Origin of the sequence: Cohaesibacter sp. CAU 1516, assembly GCF_005771485.1 — a bacterium.
GTDB classification, from domain to species: domain Bacteria; phylum Pseudomonadota; class Alphaproteobacteria; order Rhizobiales; family Cohaesibacteraceae; genus Cohaesibacter; species Cohaesibacter intestini.
In genome coordinates this window covers 486,221-500,417 of the sequence record NZ_VANT01000002.1, presented here as the reverse complement: position 1 = coordinate 500,417, position 14,197 = coordinate 486,221, and the positions used below count along the sequence as shown (strand labels likewise).

Annotated in this window: 10 protein-coding genes; 6 read left to right on the top strand and 4 right to left on the bottom strand. The window is 56.9% G+C overall.

Translation table 11 applies throughout. The features are described 5' to 3' along the window. Nucleotide 1 precedes the first annotated feature (1 nt). The 6 genes from FDK21_RS09210 (at nt 2) to FDK21_RS09185 (ending at nt 9,918) form a co-directional block, all read left to right on the top strand. Nucleotides 2–631 (top strand): alginate O-acetyltransferase AlgF, encoded by a 630-nt coding sequence (locus tag FDK21_RS09210; protein WP_114008129.1) that lies wholly within the window; start codon nt 2–4, stop codon nt 629–631. A gap of 16 nt (nt 632–647) precedes the next feature. Continuing rightward, nucleotides 648–3,434, top strand: coding sequence for an SEL1-like repeat protein (locus tag FDK21_RS09205; RefSeq protein WP_138148276.1), 2,787 nt, complete (start codon nt 648–650; stop codon nt 3,432–3,434). Next, a complete protein-coding gene (locus tag FDK21_RS09200) occupies nt 3,431–4,681 on the top strand; it encodes an alginate lyase family protein (protein WP_138148275.1) in 1,251 nt (416 codons plus the stop codon). Before FDK21_RS09205 ends, FDK21_RS09200 begins: the two co-directional genes overlap by 4 nt. Nucleotides 4,682–4,886: 205 nt before the next feature. After that, entirely contained in the window at nt 4,887–6,671 is a 1,785-nt protein-coding gene (locus FDK21_RS09195) for a polysaccharide lyase family 7 protein (protein WP_138148274.1), read from the top strand. Nucleotides 6,672–6,837: 166 nt separating this feature from the next. Continuing rightward, complete coding sequence (locus FDK21_RS09190) at nt 6,838–8,583, top strand: type I secretion system permease/ATPase (RefSeq protein ID WP_171022008.1); 1,746 nt, start codon at nt 6,838–6,840, stop codon at nt 8,581–8,583. A 21-nt stretch (nt 8,584–8,604) separates the two neighbouring features. Then, on the top strand, nt 8,605–9,918 hold the full coding sequence (locus FDK21_RS09185; RefSeq protein WP_171022007.1) for an HlyD family type I secretion periplasmic adaptor subunit: 1,314 nt from the start codon (nt 8,605–8,607) through the stop codon (nt 9,916–9,918). Here FDK21_RS09185 and dut read toward each other — a convergent pair. The 4 genes from dut to ubiE form a co-directional block, all read right to left on the bottom strand. Continuing rightward, nucleotides 9,915–10,373: a dUTP diphosphatase gene (gene dut, locus FDK21_RS09180; RefSeq protein WP_114008135.1), complete on the bottom strand. Its 459-nt coding sequence runs from the start codon at nt 10,371–10,373 to the stop codon at nt 9,915–9,917. The two genes, FDK21_RS09185 and dut, sit on opposite strands and share 4 nt — an antisense overlap. Nucleotides 10,374–10,420: 47 nt before the next feature. Continuing rightward, nucleotides 10,421–11,638: a bifunctional phosphopantothenoylcysteine decarboxylase/phosphopantothenate--cysteine ligase CoaBC gene (gene coaBC / locus FDK21_RS09175; protein WP_138148271.1), complete on the bottom strand. Its 1,218-nt coding sequence runs from the start codon at nt 11,636–11,638 to the stop codon at nt 10,421–10,423. Nucleotides 11,639–11,699: 61 nt separating this feature from the next. Next, complete coding sequence (gene ubiB / locus FDK21_RS09170) at nt 11,700–13,286, bottom strand: 2-polyprenylphenol 6-hydroxylase (RefSeq protein ID WP_138148270.1); 1,587 nt, start codon at nt 13,284–13,286, stop codon at nt 11,700–11,702. Nucleotides 13,287–13,303: 17 nt separating this feature from the next. Further along, nucleotides 13,304–14,095 (bottom strand): bifunctional demethylmenaquinone methyltransferase/2-methoxy-6-polyprenyl-1,4-benzoquinol methylase UbiE, encoded by a 792-nt coding sequence (gene ubiE, locus FDK21_RS09165; protein ID WP_138148269.1) that lies wholly within the window; start codon nt 14,093–14,095, stop codon nt 13,304–13,306. Between the last annotated feature and the right edge of the window lie 102 nt (nt 14,096–14,197).

Below are 14,197 nucleotides of genomic sequence, written 5' to 3'. Positions count from 1 at the left end.
CATGTTCAAGAAAACCATTTTTACCGTTGTAGCCCTGATCGTTGGCCTTCATTCCATTCCTCCGGCCACAGCCAATGATGCCGCCCTGTATGACAAGGGGTTTGATCCCAATGCTGCCTTCATCCGCATTGTCAGCTCAGGGGAAAGCGTTTTGCGTATCGGCTCAAAACGGCTGCAGAAGGGACAGAATGTGTCGCCCTATGTGGCGGTCGATGCAGGCAGAATTGCCGTTGATATCGATGGTCAGGCGAGCGAGATCGAAGCGGCTTCAGGCAAGTTCTACACCGTCGTGGGGCTGTCGAAGGGGCATGTCATCTTTCTCAAGGACAGCATTGCCATCAGCCCGGCCAAGTCGAATCTGAGTTTCTACAATCTGACGGGCGACAAGTCGGTTGATCTGTTTGTCATGCAGGCCAAGGCAAACGTCATTTCCAACCTGCCATCGGGGCAGGGCAAGACCGTGCAGCTCCGGGCGCCTCTGACGCTGGATTTTGCCGCCAATGTCGATGGTCAGACGGAAGCGGCCGTATCCGGCGTCAAGCTGCAACGCGGCGGCGGCACCACGCTGATTGCCATGCGGGTCAATGGCGCAATGACCTTGAAGGCCATACAGAACGAAATCGCAAAGTGAACAGGAGAGGCGTAAAATGATGATCCGGAAACACACCCATCTGAAATACCTGCTGGTGACAAGTGTAGCCCTGCTTGCAGCGTCCGTATCAGGCATGACGGAAGGCCATGCGTCACCGGTATCGGTCGATTTTGCTCCTCCAAAAATCAATCTCGGCAAGATTTGCAAGGCCCGACGCAGCGATGCCCAGATCAAGGCAAGCTGGGCGGGGTGGGATGGCAAAAGCCTGCCGCGCGACATGTCCAAGGATCAGGTCGCGCGGGAAATGGCGCGGCTCTTCTATGCGGATTCCGAAACCTATTTTGCCGCGATTAAATCCGGTTATGGCCTGCTGCTGGACTCCGATCCCAATTTCAAGGAAAGCCGCTATCTGATCGCCATGATCGAGCTGTATCTGGAAACTGGGCGGTATGACGCGCTGAAAGAAGAGAAGCTGCTCGAAAAACTCGAGCAGCATGCGACTTCTTCCGATCCGAAGGTTCTCAACTTTCTGGCGGATCTACATCTGAATGGACAGATCGCCGACAGCGACGAGGAAAAAGGCCTGTCGCTGAAGGTTCAGGCTGCCCGATTGGGCAATCCGCAAGCCCTGCTGGACGTGGCGCAGCGCGCCAATGACGGGGCTGATATCGAAGGATGGGACGTCGCACCCGACGTCGCTGTCACGTTGGCCTTCGGTGCCCTGCTGGGCAAGCTCAATGGTTCGGTCTGTGACCGGATCGGGCGGATTGCGCGGGAATATTCAAAAGGTGAGATCGTTGTCCAGAATTACGCCCTCAGCGAGGAGTGGCATCGATTTGCCGCTGACTTGGGGGACGATGATGCAGCGTGGAAAACGGCACAAATGCATCTCAGCGGCGATTATCTGCAAAAGAATAATGACCATTTGCTGAAATATCTCGAACAGGCATCGGATTCCGGCATCCTGTCGGCGCAATTGGAATATGCGCAGATCCTGATCGAAGGGGCGCTGGTGTCGCGCGATCTGGCAAAGGCCCGACAGATCTATGATGCGGTGGAGAAAAGCCAACCACGCATTGGCCTGATTCGGAAAATCTCCTTGATGGAGGCAGGCAATCAAGACGAAGGTGCGTATTTTGACGACTATTCCGCAACCCTCTCCCGGCTGGCAGCCCTTGAGGATGCACCGGCCTGGGTCTTTCGCAAAATCGCTCTGATCACCCTGGATCGCTCGCAGACACCGACGGCACGCAATACGGCGCGTGCCCTGCTTGAAAAAGCCATCAGCCACGGTGACAAGGATTCCGAGCTGCATCTGGCCACAATGCTGTTGGAGGGAGCCAAACAGGCTGACAATCTCGACCGGGCGCTGGATCTTCTCTATTCCGCCTCGTCCAACCGCGGAAAAACCAACTCCCTGACCGAGCTGCAGCGCACCCATCGCTGTTTTGGACAACTTGATTCCGACCTGTCGATTGCCTCATTCTGGAAGGAAGCCAACAGGGGAGCGGGCAATGAAAGTCTGTTTCTGACGTCCAAGGAAATCCGGTCTCTTAATGCCCAGAATGATCCGTTGGACATCGCAACCCTGCAATCCACCGCCATGTATGGCAGGGCCAGCGCGCTTACCAATTATGCCGAATATCTGGCCAGCACCGAACAGGCTGGAAACCTAGCGCAATTGACCGCCCAGCTGGCTTTCTGGCGGACCTTCTCCGAACAGTTTGACGGAGGACGGGCGGCCATCGAGGTCGGCATCTATCGTGGAGCCCGTTCCGAGCAAATGAAGCAGGCTGCGCTGGACAATCTGGAGGCGCTGTCGCAGGCAAAGGACCCGCATGCGGCAATCGAACTGGCCGAATTGTATCTTTATCGCTCCAAGGGTCAGATGGCCCAGATCCGCAAGGCAGAGCAGTTGATGCAGATTGGCAAGGACGAGATGACCGGTAAGCTTCTCAAGCTTTATAACCGGGTCAATCCCGATCCCGAAAATCAGAAATTCACACTCTGGAACAGCACCGTATCCGGCATCAGGAAAACCAACGACACCGGCATTCTGCTCAAGGCAGCGCTGGCGTCCGAAGAAGCGGATACGAAAGAACGGCTGTTCAACACTGCGGTCAGCGTCATGACCTGTAATCTCGACAATGTTCTGCAGATTGTTCAGTATTTGCAGACAATCGGGGATCGTGCCTCCCAGGACCATTGGCTGAAGGTCGCCTCGCAGTTGGTCACCGAGCCTTGGCAGATGATCAAGATCGGCGACATTTACGCCTCGTTCGGGAGCGAAGAAGCCAGCAAGAAGGCTTATGACCACTATATGGCGGCCTTCGAGGCGGGGTCACAAACCGCTGTGTTTCGCCTGATGGATCGCGTGCCGGTTCCCGACAATCCCTTCTATGACCCGGCTCTGGCGGTTGAAGTGTTCGATGCCGCAATCGAGCGGGCCGACGGCGATCAGATGTGGGGCATTCTTGCCCATATCAAGCGCAGCGAGGAGGCCATTCAAAGCCATGTTCTGAAACGGCACAGTCTCGAAAAGCTCTATCGCATTTCGGCAGAGGCCGAGCAGCCTGCCGCCATGCGGGAACTGGCGAAACTTCTGCGGCAAGACAGACCGAGTGCCGCCGAGGTCAACGAATCGAGTCAGTGGTTGAAAAAGGCGGCTGAACAGCGGGATGTGGAAGCCATGGTTCTGCTTGCCAACTCCTATGCGTTTGGCATTGGTATGGAACCATCTCAGGAACTGGCTCACAAGTGGTTGGCCGAGGCCTCCCAGAGCGGTGACGAAAAATCGCAAATCATGCTGTCGCTGTTCCGTGGCAAGGAGGCCGCGCAATGATTGTCAGTCATTCCCCATTTCGGGTGCGCAAAAAGGCGCGCTTGCTCGGCCTTTTCACATTGCTGCTTTGCACCAGTGGATCGGCATCCCTGACCCGTCAGATAGACGTGGAGGCGGCCCCTGCCGACCCAACCCCTGCGCAGACCTTCGATCAAGTCAGCGCCCTGTCCAAGTCTGATCAAAGCCCGCTGCTGCTGCCCGCTGATCTCGACGCCGATGACATTTCAGAATTGCCTGCGGCCAAGCAGGAGGCTCCTGACGCCTCTGAAGAGTCGGACGAAGCCGACGAGCAGAATTCCTATGACTGCCCGGACTTTCCCGAGCCGGTCATCACACTGGATTTCGAAAGCCCTTACAAGGCCGAGAGCAAATCCCGGTCGGAACTCGACAAGGAAAACAAGGCAAAGGCTGTTGCCGCCCTCAAGCCATCGGACGATTTTGTTCGCCTGCTCTCCAGAGCCAGCCGGACTGCAACCAAGGGAGATGGCAATCTTGCCGCGGTCGATTGTGTCCTGTCCGGCATCAATCGCTGGGCCGAAGCAGGGGCTTACAGCGCAATCGAAAGCATGACCGCAAAGATAACCTACCCGTCTCGGGTGGGTGGCATCGCCATTGCCTATGGGCAAGTCAAGCCCTTGATCCAGCCCGATGATCAGAAGCGAGCCGAGACGATCGAAACATGGCTTCGCAGTCTGGCTCACGACATCATCGATTATTGGAATTTCGACGCCCCGGTGCTGGCATCTCAGGGCAATTTGCGCGCGTGGGCGGCCTTGTCGGTTGTTCAGATCGGTCTGTTGCTCGATGAGCCTGTCTTTCTGGAATGGGGACTGGAAAGTCAGCGGATCATTCTTGATACCCAGGATCCCGATGGAAGCCTGCCGATTGAAATGCGCCGTGGTCAGTTTGCCTTGCATTATCAGATGCACGCAGTGGCGCCGATGGTCACAGCAAGCGCCTTGCTGAAAGATGTCGGGCTGAGCAACTCCAAACCCTATGAAGAGAAGCTCTTTCTCGCGGCCAAATTCTCGATCAAGGCAGTCGATGACCCCAGCATCGTTGAGACGAAGGTCAACAAGGTGCAAACGGTCAAGCAAGGGTTGCTGAAGCAGAAGAAACACACCATCGCCTGGCTCGAGCCTTATCTGTTTCTCAATCCAGACTTTGAACTGGAGCAGCGTATCGCCGAGATCAGACCGTTGAGCAACTCAAAATTGGGAGGGAACCTGACAAAAATTTTTAAGTAAACCTAAATATAGTTTACGCACATGCTCATTTTTTCACGCATTGCACAAATATATATCATATATAGCAATTTCATAATTCAAACAAAATTCATCGCAAATCATTAAAACGTGAAGATGATTCGATCATTCTCCAACCTTTTAACTTCCACAAGATCAACATCAAAAAGTCAATCCCGTCCATAATACCGAATATACAGGAGTTATCATGGCTACAAATTCTGACAATTTTGATCTGACCGGCTGGAAAATGAATATTCCAGTCGACCATAATGGAGGAACGAGTGGCCGAGCCAAAACGGTTGTAGACCTTACCGGTTATGAAGAGGACTTCTTTTACGATGCGGACGATGGTGCGATGGTCTTTCGTGCGTCGGTGGATGGTGCCCGCACTGGCAATGCGCGGTATGCCCGTACCGAATTGCGGGAGAAAGACGGAAGCGAAAGCGCAGCCTGGCGGCTGGATGAAGGCGGTACGCTGACCGCGACATTGCGCGTCGACGAAGTGCCCAAATATAATGACGGCACCGATGGGCGGATTGTCATTGGCCAATTGCGCGGCACCGTCGATGAGTTGGTCCGGCTCTACTGGAACGATGGCCGGATCTATTTTATGAGCGAACATAGCGGCCCCGATGACAAGGTGCTGACCTATGTGCCCACCACGGATAGTGGTGAAGAACCCCATGTCGAACTCGGCGAGACCTTTTCCTACAAGATCGAAGCGCGGGACGAGACATTGACCATCGTCATCTATGCCAACGGCAAGGTCTATGAATCGGTCACCGAGATCCAGTCGCACTGGCATCACGAAGATCTCAATTTCAAAGCCGGGCTTTATCTCGGGCTGAACGACTCTCAGGGCTCCGGGACCGGGCAGGTATCCTTCTATGGGCTGGACTATTCACACACTATCGGCGAAGGGCTGGACGGTCTGGTCGGGTTGGATGACGGCTCTGGCGATAACACCGATGAGGAGACGGATGGGGAGACGGATGGGGACGAGGGCGATCCAGATACGCCACCGGACACTCCGATCGATCCTGACATTCCGGTCGATGACGGCGAGGTGCCCGAGGTGACCGCCGAGCAGATTGGCACCGGTGGAAGTGACAAACTCTATGGCACGGCAAGCAACGATCTGTTGTCCGGATTGGATGGCCATGACAAGCTGTATGGCCGGGAAGGCGATGACATTCTCAAAGGTGGGGAAGGCAAGGACCGGCTCTATGGTGAGGCGGGCGATGACTATCTGTTCGGTGGGGAGGACCGGGACAAGATCTATGGCGGCGAGGGAGAGGATCACCTGTATGGCGGGGGGGACACCGACAAGATCTATGGCGGTGAGGGTGACGACTATATCGAAGGCGGGGACGGCAAGGATCAGCTCAGAGGGGAAGATGGTGAAGACACCATTTTCGGCGGTGAGGGTGATGACAAGCTTTATGGCGGGGATGACAACGACTTCCTCTCCGGCGATGGAGGAGAGGATCGCATTGATGCCGGCGCGGGAGATGATGTGGTTCTGGGCGGCGATGGGGAAGACGACCTCAGGGGCCGCCAAGGCAATGACACCCTTTATGGCGGCAACGACGATGACCGGCTGATGGGCTATGAGAATGATGATGTTCTGTATGGTGGGGAAGGCAGCGATCTGCTCTATGGCAATGATGGTGCGGACCGGTTTGCCTATACAGCCCTTAGCGAGTCCACCGCCCATGCCAGTGGTCGCGATATGATCGCCGACTTCGATCAAGGTGAAGGCGACAAGATCGATCTGAGCGCCATTGATGCCAACAGCAACCTGTCCGGCCATCAGGATTTCGATTTCATCGGGCAGGCCGCCTTCTCCAAAACGGAAGGCGAACTGCGCTATGGCATGATGTCTGGCTATCAAGTCGTGGAAGTGGATGTTGACGGCGACGGGGCCGCAGACTTTTCCATCGAGGTCAAGGGGTCCATGGCCTTGAGCGATGATGATTTCATTCTTTAACCCTCACATGACTTGCCTCTATTTGCGCTTGTTCGGGCAGGACCAGAACGCATGTGTTCTGGCCCCGCCTTCCCAATGAAGGCTGCGTTTCATGGATGCTGATACACTCCGGCTGGCAGGCAGGTCACCCCTATCCCAACCTGCTCATATGAACTTGAACGGTTACATGCGATGGCTCGCGGTCTTTTCCGTTGCAGCCAATCTTCTGTTGCTGGCGATGCCGCTTTATCTGTCGCAGATCTATGACCGTGTTCTGCCCAGCGACAGTCCGGACACGCTGCTCTATCTGTCGCTGTTCATTCTAATGTGTCTGGCGCTGTTTGGCATGATGGAAGTGCTGCGCAACAAGGTGGCGCAAAAGATGAGCGCTTGTTTCGAACTGCGCCTGGCGCCTCGATTGCTCCATCACGCCCTGCGGACGCGGGCCAGCAACAAGGGGGACTATGCCCTGTTGCTGCAGGATGTGGCCAACATTCGCCAGATGCTGGCCAGTCGTGCCTTCATTGGTCTGTTTGACCTGCCCTTCACACCTTTGTTCCTCTGCTTGCTGTTTCTGGTCCATCCGGTTCTGGGCGTGTTGGCGACCTTGGGGGCGGGGCTTCTGGTTCTGCTGGCGCTGGCCAATGAAATGCTGGCATCGGACAAGCAGGGCAAGGCCACCGACCAGCACAAACAGGGCACTGCCAAAAGCAACGAAATCCTGACCCATCTGGATGATGTCTGTGCCATGGGTATGGGAGAAGCCTTGCGAGGCCGCTGGCAGGACACCATGCTGCAGGCCGCGCATAGCGCAGACGATGTGGCGCAGGTCAATGGTGCCTTTTTTGGATTGGTCCGTTTTTTTCGACAGATGATACAGGTCGCCATGCTCGGCTTCGGGGCTTATCTGGTGCTGACGTCCCACCTGTCAGCCGGTCTTATTTTTGCCGCCAGCATCGTGTCGGGACGGGCCTTGATGCCAATTGAACAATTCATCGGCGCGTGGCGCGGTCTCGCCTCCTCCCGTGCGGCTCACCGACGGGTCCGAGCCCAACTGGATCGGATGGAAGACGCGGAACGCGACGCCGCACCACGCCTCGAATTGCCACAGATCGAAGGTCGGCTCTGGTGTCAGGGGGTGACGGTCATTCCCGAAGGAGAACAATTCGACAAAGCCATTCTGAAGAACATCAATCTCGAGATCGAACCGGGGCATGTGGTGGCCATCATCGGGGCCAGTGGGGCCGGGAAAACGGCCTTGTTGCGGGTGCTCGCAACTGTCAGTCGGCCCGATCTGGGACGCTACTTCATCGATGGCTTTGAAACCACCCAGTGGGATGCGGATCAACTGGGAGCCAATATTGGTTACTCGGCTCAGGAGAGCCATTTCTTCCGCGGCACCGTGGCCCAGAATATCGCCCGCTTCTCCCCTACCGCCGACGCCAGAGCGGTGATTGCGGCAGCCAACATGGCCGGAGCACACGACTTTATTGGCACTCTGCCACAAGGCTATAACACGCTTCTGGGGTCGGAGGAGATCCGTCTCTCCGGTGGGCAGAAACAGCGAATCGCACTGGCTCGGGCCTTCTTCGGTGACCCGCAAATCCTGCTGCTCGATGAGCCTGATTCCCATTTGGACTTTACCGGGGAACAGGCCCTGCGCAACGCCATCAAGGATGCCAAGACGCGAGGCAAGACCGTTATTTTCGCAACCCAGCGCAATCTGCTTGTCACCTCGGCCGACAAGGTTCTGGTGATGGAGGCTGGACGGATTGCCAATTTTGGTGAGCGGCAGGAGCTGTTGCCCATTCGGGCCCAGTCTGCGGACAAGCCACAACAACTCAATGCACCCGATGAACCGCTTGATCCGTCAGATGTTCCTGACATTTCGGATGCTTCAAATCCCAGCCCTTCAATGAAGCGGTCTTCATAGAAGGGCGGAAAAGGAATGAACATGTCCCGGGAGCCCATTGACGATAGAGTTGCCGATCTGATCTCTTTTGAGCGATCCAAGCGTCTCGGCGCCTTCTTGCTGGTGGCCTTTTTTGTCGGCTTCGGATCATGGGCCAGCCTTGCCCCCTTGCGTGGGGCGGTGATTGCCACAGGGCATGTGGTCAAGGAAGGCGACACCCAGACCATCACCCACGAAAGCGGCGGGGTTGTTTCGCGCATTCTGGTGCGCGAGGGGCAGACGGTGAAAAAGGGCGATCCGTTGATCCTGATTGACGATGTCGAACGCTTTGCCGAACTGGAACAGATCGAAACACAATTGACCTATCTGATCGTCCGCGAGGCCCGTCTGGTGGCAGAGCAGACTGACACGGATTTCCCACCGACAGATCATGACTTTGCTGAGAAAGCTCTGACGAATGACCAATTCCAAAGGTTCGTTTCGGATCAGAAAGAAGAATATTCAGTCCGACAGAGACTTCGAGCCAAAGAAGAGGACATTGTTGCTCAGCAAAGGCAGGCTCTGCTGTCCGAATTGAAAGGGCTGAAGGCCGAAATCGAGGCACAGCAATCCTGGCGCTCGATCCTCAAGGAGCAGGTCGAGACCCGCACAAAGCTCTTGAAGAAAGGGGCGGTCAGCAAGCTGGCAGTTCAGGAGACAAAGAAGAGCTTTGCCGAGGTTGATGTCGCCTATCAGAAGATCAAGGGCCAAATCGATAGCCTGCCGCACAGGATCGCGGAACTGGATGCACGGTTGGCGCAGATTGGCCAGACTTTCGCCGAGCAGGTAGCCAAGGATCTGTCATCCATCCGGGCCGAAAAGCTCGTCCTGCAGAAAAAACTGGCCGCCGCCGAGAAGGCCTTTGCCCGGGTTGAACTGGTCGCCCCGAAGGCGGGCATCATCAACAAGCTGCATGTCAACACGGTGGGCAGTGCGGTCGCCGCCTTCCAGTCGATTGTCGAGATTGTGCCTGAAGGCGAGCGGCTGTTGGTGGAAGTGGAACTGAACCCGGCCGACATCGAGCAGGTTGCCGTCGGTCAGCCAGCCAAACTGGTGCTGAGCGCCTTTGACGCGTCCGAAGTGCAGCCGGTCAATGCACGGGTGGATTTTGTCTCCCCGGACCGACGGATCAATCAGCGCACGCAGGTCGCCTATTTCGTTGCGCGGATAGAGGTGATCATTGATGAAACCACGATGCTGCCCGATTTGTTTCCCGGCATGCCGGTGGAGGCCTATATGCAGACGGAAGAACGGACCTTTCTGCAGATCCTGCTCGACCCGCTGACCAAGAGCATCCGGCGCTCTTTCCGCAGTTAGTGGCCGGTGGAGCCGAACCCGCCCGCACCGCGATCGGTGTCGTCCAGCACATCCACCTGTTTGACCTTCATATGCAGGACCGGTGCGATCACCATCTGGGCGATGCGCATGCCGCGCTCGACAGTGAAATCCTCGTCGCCATGATTGATCATCAGAACCTTCACTTCACCGCGATAATCGGAATCGATGGTGCCCGGGGTGTTGAGCAGGGTTACCCCATGCTTGTGGGCAAGGCCAGAGCGCGGGCGGATCTGGGCCTCAAAGCCTCGTTCGAGCGCCATGCAAAAACCGGTCGGCACCAAAGCGCGACCGCCATGGGCTTTGAGCAGCATCGGCGCATCCGCCGGGTTGGCGGCTTGCAGATCAAGGCCTGCAGCTTCCTTGCTCTTGTAACTTGGCAGTTCCAGACCGTCGAAATGCGACAAGGTCTTGATCAAGAGACGCGGTTTGGCCATTGGATGTCCTTTCCCTGACTGGTCTTGGGGCTGATGCCACCGGTTCATCAGACTTGCGCCATGCCGTCCAGTGCTTGGGCAATGCGTTCGATCAGGCGTTTGGCAACGTCACCCTTCTCCATGTCCGGCCAGGCTTCGATGCCATCGACCCGGACGATCTTCACGCTGTTGCGATCGCCGCCCATGATACCGGTCTCAGGTGACACATCGTTGGCAATGATCCAGTCAACGCCCTTTTTCTTCAGCTTTGCCCCGGCATTGGTTTCGAGATTTTGTGTTTCGGCAGCGAAACCAACCACGAGGGTCGGGCGTTGGCTGGGATGGGTGCCAACGAAACGGGCAATGTCAGGATTTTCAGAAAAATGCAATTCCGGCAGGCTGCCATCGGGCTTTTTCTTGATTTTTTCGGTGCCCTGATTGGCGACTTTCCAGTCGGCGACGGCGGCGGCCATAATAGCAACGTCGCTAGGCAGATGGTCGCTCACTGCATCATGCATCTGCTGGGCAGTTTCGACTTTGATGCATGTGACGCCTGCGGGCGGATCGAGATTGACGGGACCGGAAACCAAGGTCACGTCGGCACCGGCGGCGCGGGCGGCTGCCGCCAAGGCATAGCCCTGTTTGCCCGACGAGCGGTTGGCGATATAGCGGACCGGATCAATCGGTTCATGGGTCGGGCCGGCGGTGATCAGCACATGTTTGCCAGAAAGCGGCTTATCGTGTTCGGCGAGCAAGGCATCAATTGCCTCGATGATGGCGTCCGGTTCGGCCAGACGGCCCGGACCTTCCTCGTTGCAGGCCATCATACCGACATCGGGGCCAACGAAATGGATGCCGTCGGCCTTCAGTTGGGCGAGATTGCGCTGGGTGGCCGGATGCTGCCACATGCGTACATTCATCGCCGGGGCGACCAACACCTCCTTGTCGGTCGCCAGCAAGGTCGTGCTGGCCAGATCATCGGCAATGCCATGGGCCATCTTGGCCATCAGATTGGCCGTGCAGGGTGCCACGACCACCAGATCGGCGTCGCGGGACAATTCAATATGGCCGATTTCCTGCTCACGCGTGAGGTCGAACAATTCGGTGATCGCCGCTTCACCGGTCAAGGCCGCAAGGGTCAGGGGCGAGACGAACTCGGTTGCATTGCGCGTCAGGATGACCTTGACGCTGGCGCCCTGCTTGATCAACAGGCGGGCAATGTCGGTTGCCTTGAAGGCGGCGACGCTGCTGGAAATGATCAACAGAATGCGTTTGTTGGCAAGCATGGCAAAAAGCCCCCGATGGTTAGACCCAAATGTGATCTGATGTGACCCGTCTGATGCGGGATTAGCTCCAAAGATGGATGGCAATGGCACTGAGCGCAAGGGCGATAACCCAGAGCGCAGCACGCCCTGAGCGGCTTTCGCGGGCTTCGGCCCGACCGATGGCCGCCACGGTTTCGGCATCCAGACGCATACCATTTCGGCCCATCTGATCAAAGCTCTCCGAAAGGCTCTGGGCGCGGCGGGCCATTTCCGGCAGACCTGCGGACAAGGTGCCAAGCGTGGCGAGGCCGGAGGCCATTTCCTTGACCTTGGCGGTGGGGCCGAGATTGGCCTCCATCCATGTCTTGACCACCGGTTCCGATGTATTCCAGAGATTGAGGCTGCCATCCATCATCCGGGCAACGCCCTCGACGACGACCATGGTTTTTTGCAGCAGGATCAGTTCGGTGCGGGTTGCCATGCCGAACAATTCTGTGAATTCGAACAATTGGCTGAGCAGGCCCGCCATGGAAATTTCGGCAGACTCCCGCCCATGGATCGGCTCACCGATGGAGCGCAGGGCCTGGGCAAAGGTGTCGACATCCTGATGAGAAGGCACATAGCCCGCATCGAAATGAACCTGAGACACCCGGCGATAGTCTCGACTGATGAAGCCATAGAGGATTTCGGCCAGAAAGCGCTGCTCATTGGGGCCGATGCGGCCCATAATGCCGAAATCAACGGCGACCAGACGGCCTTGCGGGTCGAGAAACAGATTGCCCGGATGCATGTCCGCATGGAAAAAGCCTTGCCGCAGGGCATGGCGCAGGAAAGACTGAATGACCGTGGTGCCAAGCTTGGAGAGATCATGGCCGGAGGCTTTCAGCGCCTCCATGTCATTGAGCTTGATGCCGTCGATCCATTCCATGGTCATCACGGACTTGGTCGATTTGTCCCAATGGACGTCCGGCACACGGAAGTCCTCGTCGTTACGGCAATATTCGGCCATTTCGCTCATGGCGGCGGCTTCGAGGCGGAAATCCATTTCCAACTCAATCGAGCGCGCCAGTGTGTCGACAACGGCCACCGGTCGCAGGCGGCGCGAAGGCACATGGACGGCTTCGATCAACCGGGCGGCAAGGTAAAAACCAGCCAGATCGGCCTTGAAGCGCTCGGCAATGCGCGGGCGGAGCACCTTGATAGCGACGTCTTGCTTGATGCCTGCCTTGTCGACATAGCTGGCTTTATGGACCTGCGCGATGGAAGCGGCGGCAACGGGTTCGGAAAAGCTGTCAAACAGCTTTTCGACCGGCTTGCCCAAGGCCTCCTTGATGGCAACCTTGGCCTCTTGCATGCCAAAGGCCGGGACACGGTCCTGCAGGCTGGACAGGGCTTCGGCAAGCTCCGGGCCGACCAGATCCGGGCGAGTGGCCAGAAACTGGCCCATCTTCACATAAGACGGTCCGAGGCGATTGAGGGCGGCGCTCATCCGTTCGCCCTTGTTGCGAGTGGAAATCCCGCGCCGTTCGATCAGGCGCAAAGCCGACAGGCCAAGCCGGGGCACAAGGGGCAGCTCCGCAGGCGGTTCGATGATCGAGAAGACCCCTTCACGCGCCAGAATGTAGCCTGCCCGCATGAGGCGGATAAGAGAGGAAGACACACCAATCATGATCTCTCTGCTTTCCCTTACAATTTCCAACCCGAATGCATGGTGGTGATGCCACCAGACATGGCCCGATAGGTCACCTGCTTGAAACCGGCCTCTTCTATCATCAGCTTGAATCGCGCCTTGTTGGGGAATTTGCGGATCGACTGGACGAAATATTCGTAGCTCTCGCGATCACCGGTCACCATGTCACCGATGGCGGGAATGGCGTTGAAGGAAAACAGATCATAAGCCTTGTCGAGCACAGGCATGTCGACATCGGAAAATTCAAGGCACATGAAGCGACCGCCGCGCTTGAGCACCCGAAAGGCTTCACGCAGGGCCTTGTCGATGCGCGGCACATTGCGGATGCCATAAGCGATGGTATAGGCGTCGAAGCTATTGTCCTCAAATGGCAGCTCTTCGGCATTGCCTTCGACGAAATCGAGATAGTCGATCAGGCCATTTTCCTTGGCGCGATCCTTGCCGACCGCCAGCATGGACCCATTGATGTCGAACACCGTGGAATGGGCGGTCTTGCGAGAGCGTTCAATCACCCGGAAGGAAATGTCTCCCGTCCCACCGGCTACATCAAGCAGCTTGAACGGCTTGGTCGAGCGTTGGGGCGGATTGAGCCAGGCAACGAAAGCATCTTTCCAAAGGCGGTGCATGCCACCGCTCATCAGGTCATTCATCACGTCGTAACGGTCTGCAACCTGATGAAACACCTTGTTCACCTTGGGCTGTTTTTCCCCTTCCTTCACGGCTTCAAAGCCAAAGGAAGTGGCCATTTCGGATACGTCTTCGGTGCGCTGTTTGTTTTGTGCCGACATGTCTTCGTCCTGCCAGCCGCCCTCTCGGAGCGGCCCTGTTCCAACTTTGGCGCGACCTTAGCCCATCTTTTCGACAAATGCCATTGGCCGCCACCGCTTTTA

Excerpts from the sequence above, each read along its gene's own strand:
- FDK21_RS09210 (WP_114008129.1), top strand. The coding sequence starts at position 2 with ATGTTCAAGAAAACCATTTTTACCGTTGTAGCCCTGATCGTTGGCCTT.
- FDK21_RS09205 (WP_138148276.1), top strand. The coding sequence starts at position 648 with ATGATGATCCGGAAACACACCCATCTGAAATACCTGCTGGTGACAAGT.
- FDK21_RS09200 (WP_138148275.1), top strand. The coding sequence starts at position 3,431 with ATGATTGTCAGTCATTCCCCATTTCGGGTGCGCAAAAAGGCGCGCTTG.
- FDK21_RS09195 (WP_138148274.1), top strand. The coding sequence starts at position 4,887 with ATGGCTACAAATTCTGACAATTTTGATCTGACCGGCTGGAAAATGAAT.
- FDK21_RS09190 (WP_171022008.1), top strand. The coding sequence starts at position 6,838 with ATGCGATGGCTCGCGGTCTTTTCCGTTGCAGCCAATCTTCTGTTGCTG.
- FDK21_RS09185 (WP_171022007.1), top strand. The coding sequence starts at position 8,605 with ATGTCCCGGGAGCCCATTGACGATAGAGTTGCCGATCTGATCTCTTTT.
- dut (WP_114008135.1), bottom strand. The coding sequence starts at position 10,373 with ATGGCCAAACCGCGTCTCTTGATCAAGACCTTGTCGCATTTCGACGGT.
- coaBC (WP_138148271.1), bottom strand. The coding sequence starts at position 11,638 with ATGCTTGCCAACAAACGCATTCTGTTGATCATTTCCAGCAGCGTCGCC.
- ubiB (WP_138148270.1), bottom strand. The coding sequence starts at position 13,286 with ATGATTGGTGTGTCTTCCTCTCTTATCCGCCTCATGCGGGCAGGCTAC.
- ubiE (WP_138148269.1), bottom strand. The coding sequence starts at position 14,095 with ATGTCGGCACAAAACAAACAGCGCACCGAAGACGTATCCGAAATGGCC.